An 18,885-nucleotide genomic window follows, 5' to 3' on the forward strand; every position below is an offset into this window, starting at 1 on the left:
TTACCCTCCCTGTACAACCAGTCGCCGGCGAGCACTCAACCACAACAGACGGATAGGCACCCAGAGGAGTACAGTCCAGATCAGTTGTACCTCCAAAAAAGAAATAACTTCTGTCAAAGAAATCCCCTTTGCCAAAATGGAGCTGGGTACATAACTGATCCCCTGAAAGGGGAGATAAACTAAAATGTTCTTAGCCCATTCCGGAAAAAACGTAATGGGAATCACTAATCCTGACAATAAGTCGATAATCACCCGCTTGGCACGGATCATCCCCATATTATTCAGAATGAAAAATGCCATTAAACCAGTTAAGACGTTAAGTTGTGTATTAATGATGAACCCTAAGAAAAGGCTGATTGCAAACCATCCCCATTGGGACATATCACTAGGTAAGTGAATGGGAAAAACCAGAGAAACAATGATCATTCCCGGTACACTAAACAATAACAAGCGAAATATCCCTTCCCCTAGCCCTTGAAACCCTTTTCCTAACAAATAACTATAGGGACGAATCAATTGCACTGCCACTGTCCCATCTCGAATTTCCTGGGCAATTTCACGATCTAAGTTATTAAAGTAAAAGGCACGAGACATCCATGCTACAGCGACATAGGTTGCCATTTGAACCGCCGTCGTACCATTAATGGAGGTTTGATCACCATAAATCGCCATCCACAGAAAATAGTACACGCCTATATTTAAACTATAAATGATAATGCCGCTATAATAATTGACACGGTAAGCTAACATCATCAAAAAGCGAAGGCGCATTAATTCCACATACTTCTCAAGCATTGGGTACACCCTCCTGATAGATACGGCGCACAATATCCTCCGTCGTCGCCTCCTCAATTCGGATCTCCTTCACAGAAGCGTGAGGAACTACCCTGGAAAGCACTTCGGAAACCGAAGGGTTATCACCCGTGAGGAGAACACGATAACACCGATCCCCAACATGTTGCCATTCTGCTGTGATATCCTTTGTAAACCCTTGTAAGGTCGTGAGATCCCACTCCTCTTCTAACTCTAAATAGAGCCGTGGCCCACCTCCCCATTGCCTCGATAATTCGGTCAACCCTCCATCATATATAATTGTTCCTTTATCTAACATCACGACACGATGGCATAACGCTTCAATATCTGATAAATCGTGGGTAGTCAACAAGATCGTCGTCCCATACTCCTGATTAATTTGCTTTAAAAACCGGCGAATATTTTCCTTGACCAATACATCCAAACCAATCGTTGGCTCATCAAGAAACAATAAACTCGGCTGATGAAGCAATGCTGCCGCCAGCTCACAACGCATTCGTTGACCGAGGGATAATTTACGTACGGGTTGTTCGAGTAGGGGACCCATCTCGAGCACTTCCGTTAGACGATCCAGGTGTGCATGATACTTTTCATCAGGAATTCCATACAATTTTTTTAATAAACGAAAGGACTCACGAACCGCAAGATCCCACCATAGTTGACTACGTTGACCAAACACAACACCAATTGTACGTACAAACTGTTCTCGTTCTCGATGGGGATCAAAGCCATTCACTTTTAACTCCCCTGCAGTGGGTTGCAATATCCCGGTTAACATCTTAATGGTTGTTGATTTTCCTGCTCCATTTTCACCGATATAACCAACAATCTCACCTGATTGAATACCAAGGTCAATTTCGTCCACCGCGCGGATGGTACGATACTTTCGATCAAATAAATCTCGAAAAGCTCCTTTCATACCTTCGCGGCTTTGGACGATTTTAAAATCCTTAGTTAAACCCCGAGCTTCAATACTCAACATATATTCCACCTCAACTTCCCTTCTCACTCATCCAGCAAAAAAGCACCCCACAAAAGGGATGCTCTCCACCGATAAAAGTGGGGGCGTGATCAAATGTGTGATTCCGCTTATATGCACTTCTACCCTCTTCGTTACCGTGCTCAAAACATTCACCTTATCATATCATAATCCGTCGCCAAAAAAATACAAAGCAACAGGAGCCCTGTTGCTTTGAGAAAAATAGGATTAGTGCGCATGGCGACGGATTAATTCTTCCAACTTCTTTTGTAGCTCTTCCGTTCCTCCAACAACATCCTGTTCATGAACAGTGAGCCGAAGAGTGCGATGATCTAAGTCCAATGCTTCTTCTAATGAACTCATGAGATCCGTTGCCTTTCGATCCAATTGAAGGATGACTTCAATCTCCTTCTCTCCTATGTAAAACATAACCTCAACTTCATCAAGCACCCCACTTAGATCACCCGTTGGCCTAAATTCAAATTCTTGGATAAATGGATGACGAGAATAATAATTTTCAAATTCAAAATCGATATCGACTAATTGAAACCCTACTTTTTCCACAGCAGAAAGTACCTTCTCAATCAACGGATGAGGCAAGACTTCAATTCCATCGGTATCATCTGGATCAATTGCTCGCTTAATATCTAACCCTGTCTTTAGATAGACTGGACACCCTCCAGTCGTAACCGGAGTATCAAAGGGTAGACGAAAATCAAAGGGAATCACCCGGGTTTCACGAGGAGCAATGGTAAATACCTCTGAAAGACGATACTCTTCCATCACATATTCCTGTTGATTACGCTCATGATGGTAGAGAACAACAAGATAGAGATAGATTTCATCAATTTCTTGATCTACTTGTCCACCTTGAATATATACTTCGCCCTCAATATAATCTCCCTGCCGATACTGGGTCTGCTTTAAACGGGTATCGACCTTCGCATTACCCACTCCTAAGCTAGCCAGCGTTTTTGTAAAGATCGACATGATTTACCCCCAGCGTTCACTAGTTTTTTATCAGGGACTGAATCGCAGCTAATGGACTTTTCACTTGCTTCTTTTGACCACCGAGTAACATCGATAGGGAACCATCTGGATCCTTCATCTGCCAAGAAAAAGCGGTATTAAGGATACGGCTTCCACGTCGAATTTCAACTTGCATCTGCACATCATCACTACCTACATCAAAATAGAGATTGAGTTCATCGAGATACCCGTGGTAATGTTCTGCAGGCTTAAACTGAAAGATCTGGATAAAAGGTACCTCTTTACAGGAAGGATCATGCTCATTAAACATCCGATACATGATAAACCCTGATCGCTCGACTTCGCCTAACATTTTCTCCACCGTTGGGTGAGGAAAAACTTCAATACGATCCCGATCCCTTGGATCAATCGCTCGTTTGATATCCAGTCCAGTTTTTAAGTAGATCGGATAACGACCGCAAGACATTGGTGTTTGATAAGGCAGACGTATCTGAAAAGGGATAATTTGATCCCCCTTCTCTGAAATTGTAAAGGATTCACTCAACCGATATTTTTGCAGGATATGTTCCACTTTTTTACCATTTTTCAAGTAATGAACCACTAGATAGAGATAGATATCATCCACTCGTTGTAAAGCGTGTCCACCACGAATTCTTACTTCGCCTCGCACAACTTCACCTGGTTGAAATTGATTGGTTTCTAACCGGGTATCTACCGTCGCATTGCCAACCCCCATACTTGCTAGTGCTTTGTTGAACATTGTATCACCTCCTCCCAATAGATACGTGGTTTCGATAGTTTAAGGAATCATGTGATTCGGATCGAGAACCTTATCCGCTTCTTCATCCGATAAATAACCCTTCTCCCGCACGATTTCTCGGATTGTCTTCTCTTCAGAAAACGCTTGCTTAGCAATTTCTGCAGCTTGATCATATCCCAAAGAAGGGTTGAGTGCAGTAGCTAAGGATAAGGAATGTTCCATCCATTCACGACAACGCTTCTCATCAACCTCAAGGCCTTGAAGACAGCGCTTATCAAAGGCGACCATCCCATTACTTAAAATGGTGATGGAATGCAGGAGATTGTGGGCAATCACCGGCATCATTACATTTAATTCCAATTGAGCATGTTCTCCAGCAGCTGTAAGTGCTGAATCATTTCCAATCACTTGGATACAAATCATATTCATCATCTCTGCCATTACCGGATTGACTTTCCCTGGCATAATTGAAGAACCAGGCTGGACAGGAGGTAGCCGCATTTCAGCAATTCCAGTACGGGGTCCTGAAGAAAGAAGTCGTAGGTCACTTGCCATCTTTCCTAAATGAATAGCTAGGTTTTTCAAGGCCGCACTCGTTTTAAAAGCAGCGCCAGTATTTTGCATGAAAGTGAATCGATTGTCGGGTTGACAAAACGGTAAACCCGTTCGAGAAGCAATCTCCCCAATTGCCGCATCAGCATAGCCAGTAGGAGTATTGATACCCGTACCGACCGCGTTTCCCCCTAAACCAATTTGATATAAGAAGGGTAAACTCTCTGCAATTCCCTGACGAGCATGCCGGATCGCATAGGCATAGCCCATCAGCTCTTGCCCCACTTTCAGCGGAACAGCATCCTGCAGGTGAGTGCGGCCTGATTTGATAATATCAGCAAAACTTTCTGCTTTCTCTTCAATCGTTTTAATCAACTCATCCATAGCAGGAAGCAATTGATGGACGATCTCCTCTGCAGCAGCAATATTAATCGCCACATGAATCGTATCATTCGTTGATTGACCTCGATTTACGTGATCATTGGGGTGAACAAGCGAGATATCTCCTGGCTCCCCACCAAGAAGTTCTGCCGCACGACTCGCGATCACTTCATTCGCATTCATATTTTGCGAAGTGCCTGCTCCAGCTTGGTACACATCAACCACAAAATGCTCATCCCATTTACCTGAGATAACCTCTTCTGCCGCATGGATAATTGCATTGGCCATCTTCGCCTCTAATTCTCCACTACGACGATTTGCTTCTGCAGCCGCAGCTTTAATTAAACCTTGTGCACGAATAAAACTACGCGGCAAGTTCATTCCACTAATTGGGAAATTAACTACAGCACGTTGGGTTTGTGCGCCATAATATCGATCCTTAGGCACTTTTACTTCACCGAGAGAATCACGTTGAATGCGATAGTCAGTCATTTTAAGCACCTCCATCAAGTTATCCATCGGTCGATGTTCCATCTCAAAACCATCGGACTTTCAGATGAATAGCCACAATGTCCTGGGACAACAAAAAGCCCTAGGACTTTTCGGATGCGAACCGAAAGTCCTAAGTACTTTTCCCTAGCCTTGCCTATTAAACACATGGCGAATGTATTCATCCAATTGGGATGCTAATCGATCATGTTGTAATCGTTCAGCTTCCTCACCCAGTTGGACCGCTTGGGTAGGTACAGTTTTCTTCGCTTCTTGGGGTTTTCGTTCTTCTTTCTGCGCTTCTTCTTGAGCCCGCCGCTCATTTTCTTTCCTTTCCGCTTCAATACGTGCACGGAATACAGCTTCACGGCGCTTTGCCTCTTCCTGCTCTCGTGCCAGGCGTTCGGCTTCATGGCGTTCAGCCTCTTCACGAGCTAAGCGCTCTTCTTCACGGCGCTTTGCCTCTTCCCGCTCTCGCGCTAGGCGTTCGGCTTCATGGCGTTCAGCCTCTTCACGGGCTATGCGCTCTTCTTCACGGCGCTTTGCCTCTTCCTGCTCTCGCGCTAGGCGTTCGGCTTCATGGCGTTCAGCCTCTTCACGAGCTAGACGCTCTTCTTCACGGCGTTTTGCCTCTTCCTGCTCTCGCGCCAGGCGCTCTTCTTCACGGCGCTTTGCCTCTTCCTGCTCTCGCGCTAGGCGTTCGGCTTCATGGCGTTCAGCCTCTTCACGAGCTAGACGCTCTTCTTCACGGCGCTTTGCCTCTTCCCGCTCTCGCGCTAGGCGTTCGGCTTCATGGCGTTCAGCCTCTTCACGAGCTAGGCGCTCTTCTTCACGGCGTTTTGCTTCTTCCTGCTCTCGTGCCAGGCGTTCGGCTTCGCGACGTTCCGCTTCTTCACGCTCACGGGCTAAGCGCTCTTCTTCACGGCGCTTTGCCTCTTCCTGCTCTCGCGCCAGGCGTTCGGCTTCATGGCGTTTTGCCTCTTCACGAGCTAGACGCTCTTCTTCACGGCGCTTTGCCTCTTCCTGCTCTCGCGCCAGGCGTTCGGCTTCGCGACGTTCCGCTTCTTCACGCTCACGGGCTAGGCGCTCTTCTTCACGGCGTTTTGCTTCTTCCTGCTCTCGTGCCAGGCGTTCGGCTTCATGGCGTTCAGCCTCCTCACGGGCTAAGCGCTCCGTTTCTTGTCGCTGAATCTCTTCACGGGCTAGCCTTTCAGCCTTCAGTCGATCCTGCTCCAATTTCGCCAATCTGGATTGTTCGAGGCGCTGTTGTAACACACTACCATTTCCTGATTCGGACTTTTCTGCATTTAAATGGGAGGCTTTCTTATCATGATCACCAGAGTGATCTTCACGATCTGCCCAGGTATTCCGAATAACGGGTCGAGATTTCTCCTCTGATTTACGAAACAACTGATCTAAAAAGCCCTTTGAATCTCTCTTTTTAAGATACGAATCAATATGAGAGATCACTTGACCCGCTTGTTGATTCATGCTTTTTTGTAACATTTTCCCCAGCGCTTTAGGAAATTTAGCCCCTGAAGATACCTTACGAATAGGTTCTTCAAACTCCTCGCCCGTAAGCAACATCACCATCAGATTTCCCCAGTCATAAATGGGATCAGGCTGGGTACGTCCCTCAACTCCACATGCGATCACCATGAGATTCCCATCTTCTGTAACGCCTATATTGGAAGGTTGGAGCACCATATGCATACGCAATGGTTTTCCCATTAATATCTGTTCCACTGGAGTAAGCTCTTTTACCCAGTGAAATACCTGATCCTCCTCTGCCGGACCATGTTGATGAAGGCGTTCTCGAAAAGGAACATAGGGACGAATACATACCAGCGATCGTTGTTCAGAAAAAACCTGGAGGTAAGGAAGAATCCTCGGATGATCTAACGATAAATATTGTTGGATCGCACGAGGTTGGGCTGGTTTGACCAAGGGCGTATGTTCCAGATAAAAACGCTCTCCGCCGGATTCTGCTACAGCTAGCTCTCCAGCGAGTAGCGGTTCGACGCTCTCGATTCGGTAAACATCCCGATAATAATTTCCTACAGTAAAGAACGACAACGTCCTCTCCTCCAAAAACTTTTATTTAAAGCTACCAAAATCCCTATTGATTCTTGCCGGTTGCAAATACAAGACACCATTTTCAGAATACCATATGCTACCCATAGCGTATAGTTGAACTCATACGATCCCGCTCGTTTTTCGACAAATTTTTCTTCTTTTTATTTCAATTTTCGAGGCTAAGATTCCACATAAATCAGCCTTCCATCCGAACTCCTCCGCCATAAATTTTCTTTCAGGTGAACGCCACCCACCCACCAGTCAATTCCTAACACATCGATTCTGTCCTCATCCCCCGCCAACACCTTTTGACCTAATGATGTCAATATCCAGCTTTCCTCTTCATCTCCTTCCAACCCTTGTATTTCACTCGTTTCGATTTGAATTAATGGATGCCATTCCTCCGCTAGTTCATTAACAATCGCTGCAAGATGAACATTCGTCAATCCATCCTCAGGTCTGTGGTTCAACACCTCATGATAGAGCGATTCAAAAGAAGAAATCCCCCTACGAATCAAAGTAAGGATCAATTCTTCGATCACCGATAATCCATTGGCTTGTGAGGGGAAGTAATCAGCGTGATGATTCCAGGCTGCATGCAATTGAGGTAGTCGAATCTCCCTTTCCTTACGGGTAACAAAATCCAATGGATTTACTGCAATATAATCCTTCCAGGCTTCTTCCGCTTCAATTACATCTTCTTTCTCCAATGTAATCCGTTCGTCAAAGAGCCGCTTTACAACGAGTTCACCCGAATCCTGGGGAAGGGTCCCTGTAGGAATGGTTACCAAGTCAACCATGGTGATTCCTAAACTTCGACACTGTTTCAAAATATAAAGAAGTAACAGCTGATCCGCTCGGCTCGTACCCAACCACAATACAAGGTGAGACGAACGTGCCAATCGCTTTAGTCGCTGTTCTTGATAGACAAACATCATTTTCGTCTCATCAAATGGCATGCCTAAGCGCTCTTCAAAAAAACGTGCGCGCGCTGTTGCTTGTTCCGTCTCACCCAAAGGCTTTTGAAAGGGACCAAACTCAAAATTTTCTCTCCACACAAATACCTCACCCTGTTCTGGTGAGTGTGCTCGCAATACATCTGCCCATGGATCTCCATTAACTAAATAAATCAACCACCAACGCTCCCCTCTATTTATCTTCCTTGCCCTTGTAACGGCCTTTTCCCTATTCAAGTTCCAATGAAAACTTCTCCAACCTTTGGGAACTTCAGGTCAACCCTTGCTCCTCTTCCATCCCACCGATAGAATAAGGATCGTAGCAATTTGAAGGAGGACACTACTTTGAATCATACCCGTTCACACCGATACCATAAAGAAGCCCTCGATGTCATTGTCGGTGGGGTAAATAGCCCCTCTCGATCCTTTAAAGCCATTGGCATGGAAAACCCCATTTATATCAAAGAGGCACAAGGCGCCTACTTTTTCGACGAGGATGGCAATCGATACATTGACTACCTTGCAGCTTTTGGACCCATTATTCTCGGTCATAATCACCCGCATGTTACAAGTGCCATTCAAGAGACGGCAAAAAGAGGAACTTTATATGGAGCGCCTACGAAAATAGAAACGCATTTTGCTCAGATGATCCGCAAAGCGATTCCCTCAATGGAGCAATTACGTCTTGTGAATAGTGGAACGGAAGCCGTTATGAGTACGATCCGTCTTGCCCGAGCAGTAACAGGGAAGAATAAAATTATAAAATTTGCAGGGTGCTATCATGGTCACTCCGATTTGGTGTTAGTGGCTGCAGGTTCCGGTCCCTCTACTTTAGGAACACCAGATTCTGCGGGTATTCCACAAAGCATTGCAAATGAAGTGATTACGGTACCCTTTAACCATGTGGAGGGACTTAAAGAAGCTCTTGCTCAATGGGGAAGTGATGTGGCTGCCGTTCTAGTCGAGCCTCTTGTTGGTAATTTTGGAATCGTAGAACCTGCCCCTGGCTTCCTAGCATCCGTCAACGAACTCGCACATAATGCGGGTTCCCTTGTGATCTATGATGAAGTAATTTCTGCCTTCCGTTTCCATTATGGCGGCGTACAAACCTTGTATAACGTGGAACCTGATCTCACAGCCCTTGGTAAAATTATTGGCGGGGGCCTTCCAATCGGTGCTTATGGTGGTCGTAAAGAATTAATGGGACGAGTGGCTCCGAATGGTCCAACCTATCAAGCTGGCACCATGGCGGGGAACCCGCTTTCAGTTGCTGCTGGAATTGCCTGCTTAGAAGCGCTTTCCCAGCCAGGAGTCTATGAAGAACTTGATCGAAAAGGACTCATTCTCGAGAAAGGCATTTTACAACGTGCGCAAGAGCATGGTATCTCCATACAAATCAATCGAAAAGCAGGAGCGCTAACGGTCTATTTTAGTGATACTCCGATTATTGATTACGATGGAGCAAAAGCAACGGACAGTGATGCCTTTGCTCGATTTTACCGCCTAATGATACAGGAAGGCATTTACTTAGCTCCATCCAAATACGAAGCTTGGTTCCTCACCACAGCCCACAGCGATGAAGACCTCGAACAAACTCTGATCGCTACTGAAAAAGCCTTCCAAACCATGGCCCGGTCTTAAGTGGAATCAAGAAAGAATTTGATGTTGCCCTACCATTAATCAGGAGGAACTCATGATGTCAGAACCCATTGCCCTTTACGAACGAATGGGGGGGGACCCTACCATCCGTAAAATTGTACAGTCCTTCTATCCTCGTGTGCAAAAAGATCCACTTCTGGCTCCCCTTTTTCCAGAAGATATCGAGGAGACGATGGAAAAACAACGCCGCTTCCTTACCCAATTTTTCGGAGGGCCACCTCTATATAGTCAGGTATATGGCCACCCACGCCTGCGTGCACGCCACATGCCTTTTCCAATCACACCTCGCCATGCTGAAGCATGGTTGCGAAATATGGATGTTGCCCTAGATGATGCAAATATAACGGGTCTTATACGGGAGGAAATGTGGAGTCGCCTTTCATTCACTGCTGCCCATATGGTTAATCGTCCCCCCGAGGACCAATAACACTTTCCCCCTAATTCTAGGGGGATTTTTCATGGTTGCTCATAACCAGTTGGACCCCCAACTTCACTGCATAATCATCCCCCTCTATGCATATAAAACCCAATTAACGCTTGTTGATAACTAATCATTCATGGTATTCTGTAAAATAGCCTATTGGTTTATCTATTACAGGATTCATCACAAAGTGGCGTAAGCGGTGACACATCGGCGACAGCGTTGGTTAACTATGGGTCTTTAACATGAGAGGAACTGCCATTGAAAAATTTCCGCCGGAGGTGTCTCCATGAAATTGATAAAAGCAGATCCAGGTCGATTCCGCCATCTCTCAGCAGAAGAACACGATAGTTGTGGGATCGTCGCAGTGATTGAGAAAAACGGAAACCCCACACAACAAAATATGTTAGATACGATCGATGCCCTCGTCAAAATGGAGCACCGCTCTGGATTTATTAACGGGGAAGGGGATGGCTGTGGTATTCTCACTGACATTCCCCGTATCCTTTGGGCGCAAAAATTTAGAGAAGCGGGGATTGATTCAAAGCTCGCATATTCTCCAGGCTTGATCATCGCTCACTTTTTTCTACCCCAAAAAACTGAAGAGCCACTCCATGCGATTCAAGAACGAATCCGAAGCAACATTCGCCAAAGAAATATTCAAATTTTACTTGAAGTAAATAAAGCCGTGCATTCCCAAGTGCTCGGTCCCAATGGCAGAAAAGATGAACCTCTTTTTTGGCAAGTAGCGATGAAAGCGGATTCAGAGAATGATACACTCCCCCATCGCTTATTTGAACTGACCATCGACATAGAGGCTTCCGAGCCTGTACAAATTGCTTCCTTAAGTAATCAAACAGTTGTCTACAAATTAATGGGTGCTGCAAGCCTTCTCCCTCGCTATTTCCAGGATCTTTCCAAGGGAGAGTTTCAATCCACAGTCACCATCGGTCATAATCGTTATTCTACCAATACACTTTCTAACTTTTTTCGTGTTCAGCCCTTTTCCATTTTAGGTCACAATGGCGAGATTAATACCATCGCAAAATTACGGGATGAAGCACGCATGATTGCTACCCCTTTGGTCGAAGGAGGTAGTGATTCACAGGATTTAAACCGTGTAGTAGAAACCTTAATCCACCGTTATAATTTCTCCCTTTTCGAAGCAATTGAAACGCTTTTCCCTACGATTATGGAGGAAATTTCGCGCTTCCCTCAAAATATTCAGCAAACCATCACCTGGTTACGTAAATCCTTCGGTCCCTTTGCCCAAGGCCCTGCAGGAATTGTGTCGCGCTATGGAAATGAATGTGCATTCAGTGTCGACGCTCTTGGCTTACGTCCTTTGTGGCAAATTGAAAATCAACGGGCTTTCATGTTCTCCTCTGAACAGGGAATCATTTCTGCCTCGGAAATGATCTCTGAACCGAAACCCCTCGCACCTGGAGAAACAGTGGGCGTTGAACTTACTCCCCAAGCCATCATAATCCCTCATCATAAATTACAGCAAAAAGTGTTCGAAGGCATTCAACAACGTGTCACGCTTACCCCATCCACAACCAAACTCTCTTCCTCACCACCCTCCGCTAACAATCAGCTCATCGTACCTACGAACCAACAATATGCCGCTTTTGGGTGGGATCGGGAACATATCAAATTTGTTGAACAAATGGCCGACACCGGAAGTGATCCCATCCGCTCGTTAGGCCATGACTCTCCCCTTGCCGCACTCGCCCATCAACGACAAAACCTGCCTGATTTTATAAAGGAAAGTGTAGCCGTTGTCACTAATCCAGCCATCGACCGAGAGCGGGAACAGGAACATTTCTCTACCCATGTCTACCTCGGACACCGCCCCACCCTTGATGGGGAATGTTCAGGAGGACTATTAGAACTCCCCTCTCCCATTGTTACTGAAGGGCCTCCAGGAGAAAAAATTGCAAAATCACACTCCACCTATTCCTACGAACAATTGATCAACACCTTTGTCAAATTGGATCGCTCTATTCATCTCCCCCTCCATTTTGCTGAAGATATGCTGATCCCAGATGCATTGAATGCTTTAGCGAACCAAGCGATTGAAGCCGTTCAAGAGGGCAAGAGTTTACTCATCTTTGATGATAGGGACTGCTTTTCTAAAGATCGTCTCCTTCTTCCTCCTCATCTAGCCATTGCTTATGTCGATCAACGCCTAAAAGAAAAAATGTCATCGAGTGGAGAAAGTCTTCGCCGACAAGCAAGCATCCTGCTTCGAACAGGTATGCTTCGGAATTTACATGATCTTGCCGTAGCGATTGGCTTAGGGGCTGATGCTCTAAACCCCTACTTGATGTTTGCAACCATCGCTGAAGATGAAGAAAGTCATGAGGAACAACTCTATGAGGGAATTAATAAAGGGTTGGAGAAAATTTTTTCGACCATTGGTATCCATGAACTTCGAGGATATTCACGATTGTTTTCTTCCATTGGTCTTCATCCCGAAGTGGCTGGGTGCTTAGGTATTGTCAATTATGCGGGCAGCACACAAGCGGGGTACAGTTTTGAAGACTTTGTAAGGGATGCCAAAGAGCGCAGAGCCGAATTCACCAATGATAAAGCGCGTCCAGGTCGTTCTTTTCAACTCTGGCCACGCATCTGGAAATCGATTGTACAGCTTGCAGAAGGCTCCATCTCTTACGCTGACTTTTCTGAAAAACTAGGTAATCTGGAACAGAGTGACCCTTTAAGTCTTCGTCACCCCTTGGATATTGATCAAGGGTTACTTGAATCGGATACGGATCCTTCCCAAGTAGATATTGGGGTGGGTGATCATGACCTCCCCTTTGTCATTAGCTCCATGTCCTTTGGTTCTCAAAATGAAATTGCTTTCCGCGCGTATGCAGAGGCCGCCGCTCAATTAAATATGATTAGCTTAAATGGCGAAGGCGGCGAAATTAAAGATATGTATGGGCGATATCGAAAAACCCGTGGACATCAAATTGCATCCGGCCGTTTTGGTATCCATGTAGAACTGGCAAACTCAGCAGATATTTTAGAAATTAAAATTGGTCAGGGAGCAAAACCGGGAGAGGGAGGACACCTGCCAGGGAAAAAAGTTTCGACTAAAGTTGCAGCCGCACGGAATGCCACTCCCGGAACCGACCTCATCTCACCCTCCAACAATCATGATATCTATTCCATCGAGGACTTAGCTCAAATCATTACGGAACTAAAAACCGCCAATCGAATGGCAAAAGTGATTGTTAAAGTGCCGATTGTCCCTAACATAGGGACCATCGCAGTGGGCATCGCAAAAGCCGGAGCTGATATCATCACCCTCTCAGGCTTTGACGGAGGGACAGGGGCCGCTCGCATCCACGCCCTACAACATGTTGGGTTACCCGCAGAAATTGGTATTAAAGCAGCCCATGTTGCCCTTGTGGAGGCAGGCATTCGCCACCAAGTCGAACTCTGGGCAGATGGTGGCATCAAAAGCGGTCTTGATGTCGTAAAACTGGTGTTGCTCGGTGCCGATCGCATCGGTTTTGGTACGTTGGCGATGTTAGCCATCGGTTGTACTGCTTGTCGGGGTTGCCACCTAGATACCTGTCATGTGGGCATTGCCACCCAAATCGAGACAGAGGAAGAAGCAGAGGATCATGGATTGCGCCGCTTTGTTCCTCGCGTTCCAGAACAGGCTGTTGCGGGACTCAAGCGATTGTTTACTGCCTTCGGAGATGAAGTCCGTCGTATCGTCGCTCATATGGGATATACTCGCCTCTCTGATCTCGTAGGGCGTTCGGATCTCCTTCAACAAACACGCGCTACCGATCAAATTGACCTTTCTGATTTTCTGCGCCCGGTATCCGTAGACTGGCAGCAAAAGCGCCATTCGGAAGTTGCCCTTCTTGTTGCGGCAGGCTCAGAAGGTGAAATTCAGGCACCTGCTCCACACCCCTTCTCTCGTCCTGGCAACCACTCCTATGGTAACGTCGACGCGACACAGCGAGTACTAGTTGCTGATGTTTCAGGCTCACGTGTCCGTCCATATCTGGATGGTAGCTATATCAAACAACCAGAAGTACATCTCTCCTTTTCAGAAGGATCGATACCTGGTAATGGATTTTCATCCTATCATGCTGATGGTGTCATGGTTACCGTGAACGGCGGCGCTCAAGATGGTGTGGGGAAGACCGCTCTTGGAGGACGCGTCGCTATTTTAAAAACCCCCAATGACCAAGGCGTATATATCAATGGCTCCGTGGGAAAAGGATTTTGCTATGGGGCACAAAAGGGGTTATTTATCGTCCAGGGAAATGCCGATTCCCGTGCAGGAATCCGACTCTCAGGAGCCGATGTTATCATTGCAGGTGAGCCGGATGAACCTTTAAAGGACAATGATGGGCTGATGGGTGCGCAGGCCAATATTAAAGGATTTGCCTTTGAATATATGACCAATGGACGTGGGATTGTTCTTGGCGATCCGGGTCCGTGGATGTGTGCGGGAATGACAGGTGGAGTCGTCTACCTTCGCCTGATTCCAGAAGTAGGTCTCGATCAAAAGGCGCTCACCCGACGGATTGCCAAGGGCGCTAAAGTCAAACTACAACCCCTTGGCGACACAGGGGAACGCGATATTCAAGAGCTTCTCGAAACCTACCGAAATGTGCTCATCGACGCTGGTCAAGTTCACGCATCAACAAAAATACACCCTCTTATTGAACATCCCAAAGAACATTTTATGCAAATAATCCCTGAAAAAGTGCAAGCTGACCCTGCCATATCAACGGAGTAAATAAGGCAAGAGGATGATTGAAGATCTCCCTTCAATCATCCTCTTTATTTTTAACAATGGATCCTTCCTTGTGCCACAACTCCCTATCGAAATCTTGCTATCCTATTTCTCAGCCTTTATCACGGGGTATCTAGCGGTTTATACTGAGTGTATCTGAGGAGGGACGGCAAATGGAGGATCCACTTTTTCAATCGGTATATGAGACGATTTTACAACGGGATACCCGCTATGATGGTCAGTATTATGTGGGCATTGTTTCAACCGGAATTTTTTGTAGACCTTCTTGTCGATCTCGAACGCCCAAACCCGAAAATGTACGCGTATATCCCAGTATGGACGAAGCACGTCAAGCGGGGTTTCGCCCTTGCAAACGATGCCGACCCGATCACCCTAGCCCACACGGACCCGATGCCAAGCTTGCTCAAACCATCAAGGGACTTATTCAACAACGGTATCAAGAAAACTGGACCTTAACTATTTTTGCTGATGAATTAAAGATAAGCCCCTATCATCTACAGCGTGTTTTTAGGCGGGTGACCGGAACCACCCCTGCCAAGGAACTTCTTCACACTCGAGTGACCGTGGCAAAACAATTGCTCTCTCAATCACACTCCAGCATTACATCCATCGCCAAAAAAGTTGGATATCAAAATACCTCTCATTTTTCAGCCGTATTTAAAAAAAATGTAGGTTGCACCCCGCAGGAATTTCGTGAAAATGGTACTGGAGGATAACCACCATGCATTCAAAGACCCCTGTATACTGGCACACCTTTATTCACCCGACTTTCCAAAATCGCCCCCTGTATCTTGCGACAACCACACAAGGACTTTGCCGGATTACCTGGCCTACTGAATCCTTGGAAACCCTACAATCATGGGTAGAAAAACGCATCCCTCATGCTCGATTAATTGAAGATCCTATCCCCCTCGCAAATGCAACGAGTCAACTACAAGAATACTTTGCAGGTACACGTCAATCCTTTTCGATCCCCGTTGACCTTCGAGGAACGTCCTTTCAAACCGCAGTATGGAACGCTTTAGCTGCCATCCCTTATGGTGAAACACGAAGCTACTCTGATATTGCCTCTGATATTGGAAATGGTCAGGCCGTCCGTGCTGTAGGAACTGCCAATGGTGCAAACCCCGTCCCGATTATCATTCCATGCCATCGTGTCATTGGAAAAAATACGACCCTCACTGGATTTCGTGGAGGGTTACAGGTAAAAGAAACATTGCTTCAGCTGGAGGGTAATCATCACTACATCAATCAAGGCCATGCACGATTTCAGTTTTGAGGTAGGGACCGTCACACATTCACAATAAAAATCCTTCTGCCAATGTTGCAGAAGGATTTTTATTGTTGATTGATTGGAGGTAGCACCCGGATTTGAACCGGGGATCAAGGTTTTGCAGACCTTTGCCTTACCACTTGGCTATGCTACCAAGGATCGGAGGATCTTTACTCCTCCCCTAATTTAACGGAAACTGTGGTTGAATCCAGTGGGTAATCATAATGGGTGCCAAGAAAAAGTCAGAGGGTTGTGGCTTCTCGTCGTTATTAACCAAAGCAGGAACGAGACAAGTTTCTTTTAATCCTCCGTGAATCTCAATCAATTGGGAAAAGGATTGGACAGCAGTTTGTATTTCCACAACGATATCATCCCAACTCACTATTTCATCAATATTCACGAAAGCATATCCCAATGCCACTGCAGACTTAATCTGATTCGCTTGTAAAAAGGAGTGAACTTTTTCTTCTACTTCATGATCCATTTCTCTTACAAACTCAAAACGTTCCTCATTCATATCAAAGGTGTAAAAGCCCGGAAAGTAAAATCCGCTAATTTGACTTTCATCTAAAATAATTAATATCGGTAGTAAATTGTTAAATGTTACGCCTTGATTGTAAAAAGACTCATATATCATTTGGGCAAAGGTGTTTTTATGAATGAGATAGGAACTATCCTCCCCTTGATGGAGTTCATCCACTTTCTCGATACGAAAAGGAACATCCTTCCCTCTTTTCTCTCTCATCTCCACCTGAAAAAGTGGCTTCTGTTGTGCTAGACTAATATGCTTTAACCCTTCACTCACCCATGAAATTGACTCATCAATTTCCATCATAATCTCGCCCCCTCTCTTCACTAACACTTTACACCCCCTTTTTAGTTCAATACAATTTGTAAAATCCCACAAAAAAAATCACTCATAAATACCTTTTTCACAAAGACCATTTAACAAGCTGTCCTGATCAGCAAAGCCCAAGCCCAATGGGACGGTTAAGTTCCCTTCCTTTTGGGAAGCCAGGCAATGCTATTGCCGTATCTGCACGATCCCTTTACTCGCATAAGAAAGATTCCACGATTAACTCATGACCCCTCCAATCATAAAAAAGGTTGGAACAGTTTGTTCCAACCTTTTTTTGCTGTTACCCTTACTTATTTGGCACCATGACCGCTCCGACACGATCTAATTCCGATCCAGAACTTCCCCAAAAACCCGCAATTTTGAACCCAGAAGGTGCTTTAAATACACGACATTCATTCGTTGAGTTACCGCCTGATACCGTGCGACCTTGATTGGTTACAATTTTAGCATAGTGAATGGTATTCCCTTTACAAAAGGTAGTTTGCGAGATCCATTCATTGCTCCCTAATTCCAATGCTTTCTCTCCACCACCGGATCCACCATGTCGGAGGGTTAAACCATCGGTATACTGTACACCGATTTGATCCACGCGTGATCCCGTTCGCAAGATGATTTTCTTTACATCATTCTGACTACTCATTTTTGATAAATCATTAAAGCTACCGCCACCATTGCCACCAAAGGATTCACCCATCATAAAATCGCTAATCTTTGAATTGACTCCATAGGATGAAGACCAATTGCTATTCTCATCGGGGCCAGAAGGGCCGTTACTTAATGTACATTCACCCGATACCTTATTTAAAAGGCTATCACATCCTTTTTTTTCATTGCCCCACGAGGCAATTCCTCCACTCATAGGGTCTGCTGGGTTTTTACCTGGTAACGTCGATTTCGTATCTGCACTCATCCAGGTAGGCCACTTTTTACCTGAGAGACCTTGTTTTTGATCCATATCGTATGCCTCTAAAGCATTCCAAGTATTCCATGCTTTCCCTTTGCTTGTCTTATCCACTAGCCCATCAATTTTCCCAAGAACCGGGACTTTGATTTGATAGTATTCATGTTCACCGGGATCTTTCCACATCCCATGGGAGCCCTGTGCGGAGTAGGTAACAACGTGACTAGCATCTACTTTAGGTATATCCTTCCAATCATACATTTTGCTCCATGAATGGTAATTAATTTCCGTTCGTGTAGGTTGTCCGTTTTCAAGTCGAATGCTAATCCCTTCCCAATCTCCTACATGGTTTCCTATTCCACCATGAATTCCAAAGAAAGAAGCAAATGATTCGAGATTTTTCGATATCTTACCGCGATTATATGGATACCATATATAGTATTTAATATCTGCCGTTGTTGGATTGACTTGCTTCCAAAATGAATACACCCGTGCCGAATTAAGGTTTCCATGGAAAAAAGAAAGCACACCGTTGGGGTTGTCTAGTGATTCTTTTGTCCGTAGAGAGTATTCGTCCGTTCCACTTTTTTTATAACGTTCTAGAAAAGAAAAGGACCATTCGACGGATGAGGGGTAATACTGCTCATCCTTATCAAACCACACCTGCGGAGCATATTGGGTCATCAATTGAAGTTTTTCCGCATTTGAAAAAGAGGCACTTGCAAAGGCATGAGAAGGGACACTATACAAAACAATGAGACAACATAAGAACAATGAGCAAACCTTTACATACTTGTCCAATGAAATCAGCCCCCACACAAACAGTTTGTAAGCGCTTTCAATTATAGCACGATGAGAAAGGCTCGGATACGCATTTATTAAAATTTTTTGTAAAGTTCTAATAAATAGATAAGTGTGTAATCACTACTAAGCTCTAATTTATTGTGATCAAAAAGTAAAAGCATATGATTTCTCTTCCAATCT

At 45.3% G+C, this 18,885-nt stretch carries 14 protein-coding genes and 1 tRNA gene; 5 read left to right on the forward strand and 10 right to left on the reverse strand.

Annotated features, from left to right (window positions below):
* The 7 genes from CHX35_RS15865 to CHX35_RS15895 all read right to left on the reverse strand — a co-directional run bounded on the left by CHX35_RS15865 (window position 1) and on the right by CHX35_RS15895 (window position 8,173).
* Window positions 1-795: an ABC transporter permease gene (locus tag CHX35_RS15865; protein WP_091839339.1), complete on the reverse strand. Its 795-nt coding sequence runs from the start codon at window positions 793-795 to the stop codon at window positions 1-3.
* Entirely contained in the window at window positions 788-1,795 is a 1,008-nt protein-coding gene (locus CHX35_RS15870) for an ABC transporter ATP-binding protein (RefSeq protein ID WP_091839342.1), read from the reverse strand. Before CHX35_RS15870 ends, CHX35_RS15865 begins: the two co-directional genes overlap by 8 nt.
* A 225-nt stretch (window positions 1,796-2,020) precedes the next feature.
* Window positions 2,021-2,782 carry a sporulation protein gene (locus CHX35_RS15875; protein ID WP_091839345.1) on the reverse strand — a complete coding sequence of 254 codons (762 nt, stop codon included), beginning with the start codon at window positions 2,780-2,782 and terminating at the stop codon, window positions 2,021-2,023.
* 19 nt (window positions 2,783-2,801) lie between these two features.
* Window positions 2,802-3,542 carry a sporulation protein gene (locus tag CHX35_RS15880; protein ID WP_091839349.1) on the reverse strand — a complete coding sequence of 247 codons (741 nt, stop codon included), beginning with the start codon at window positions 3,540-3,542 and terminating at the stop codon, window positions 2,802-2,804.
* A 39-nt stretch (window positions 3,543-3,581) separates the two neighbouring features.
* Window positions 3,582-4,967, reverse strand: coding sequence for a class II fumarate hydratase (locus CHX35_RS15885; protein WP_091839352.1), 1,386 nt, complete (start codon window positions 4,965-4,967; stop codon window positions 3,582-3,584).
* 144 nt (window positions 4,968-5,111) lie between these two features.
* Window positions 5,112-7,040 (reverse strand): serine/threonine-protein kinase, encoded by a 1,929-nt coding sequence (locus tag CHX35_RS15890; protein WP_091839355.1) that lies wholly within the window; start codon window positions 7,038-7,040, stop codon window positions 5,112-5,114.
* Between the two features lie 179 nt (window positions 7,041-7,219).
* Window positions 7,220-8,173: a DUF1835 domain-containing protein gene (locus CHX35_RS15895; RefSeq protein WP_176392137.1), complete on the reverse strand. Its 954-nt coding sequence runs from the start codon at window positions 8,171-8,173 to the stop codon at window positions 7,220-7,222.
* Between the two features lie 168 nt (window positions 8,174-8,341).
* On the opposite strand from CHX35_RS15895, the gene CHX35_RS15900 reads away from it, so the two are divergent.
* The 5 genes from CHX35_RS15900 to CHX35_RS15920 all read left to right on the forward strand — a co-directional run bounded on the left by CHX35_RS15900 (window position 8,342) and on the right by CHX35_RS15920 (window position 16,147).
* Window positions 8,342-9,637: a glutamate-1-semialdehyde 2,1-aminomutase gene (locus CHX35_RS15900; RefSeq protein WP_091839360.1), complete on the forward strand. Its 1,296-nt coding sequence runs from the start codon at window positions 8,342-8,344 to the stop codon at window positions 9,635-9,637.
* A 55-nt stretch (window positions 9,638-9,692) separates the two neighbouring features.
* Entirely contained in the window at window positions 9,693-10,082 is a 390-nt protein-coding gene (locus tag CHX35_RS15905; protein ID WP_091839363.1) for a globin domain-containing protein, read from the forward strand.
* A 283-nt stretch (window positions 10,083-10,365) separates the two neighbouring features.
* Complete coding sequence (locus CHX35_RS15910; RefSeq protein WP_091839366.1) at window positions 10,366-14,850, forward strand: glutamate synthase-related protein; 4,485 nt, start codon at window positions 10,366-10,368, stop codon at window positions 14,848-14,850.
* A gap of 170 nt (window positions 14,851-15,020) precedes the next feature.
* Window positions 15,021-15,584, forward strand: a complete 564-nt coding sequence (locus CHX35_RS15915; RefSeq protein WP_091839369.1) for a bifunctional transcriptional activator/DNA repair enzyme AdaA — start codon at window positions 15,021-15,023, stop codon at window positions 15,582-15,584.
* A gap of 5 nt (window positions 15,585-15,589) precedes the next feature.
* Window positions 15,590-16,147, forward strand: a complete 558-nt coding sequence (locus tag CHX35_RS15920; RefSeq protein WP_091839372.1) for a methylated-DNA--[protein]-cysteine S-methyltransferase — start codon at window positions 15,590-15,592, stop codon at window positions 16,145-16,147.
* A gap of 74 nt (window positions 16,148-16,221) precedes the next feature.
* On the opposite strand, the gene CHX35_RS15925 is transcribed toward CHX35_RS15920, so the two are convergent.
* The 3 genes from CHX35_RS15925 to CHX35_RS15935 form a co-directional block, all read right to left on the reverse strand.
* A tRNA-Cys gene (locus tag CHX35_RS15925) sits at window positions 16,222-16,295 on the reverse strand.
* 27 nt (window positions 16,296-16,322) lie between these two features.
* Window positions 16,323-16,976 carry a hypothetical protein gene (locus CHX35_RS15930; protein ID WP_091839373.1) on the reverse strand — a complete coding sequence of 218 codons (654 nt, stop codon included), beginning with the start codon at window positions 16,974-16,976 and terminating at the stop codon, window positions 16,323-16,325.
* Window positions 16,977-17,286: 310 nt separating this feature from the next.
* On the reverse strand, window positions 17,287-18,702 hold the full coding sequence (locus tag CHX35_RS15935) for a jacalin-like lectin (RefSeq protein WP_091839376.1): 1,416 nt from the start codon (window positions 18,700-18,702) through the stop codon (window positions 17,287-17,289).
* Between the last annotated feature and the right edge of the window lie 183 nt (window positions 18,703-18,885).

It is taken from the genome of Marininema halotolerans, assembly GCF_900116235.1.
Lineage (GTDB): Bacteria > Bacillota > Bacilli > Thermoactinomycetales > DSM-45169 > Marininema > Marininema halotolerans.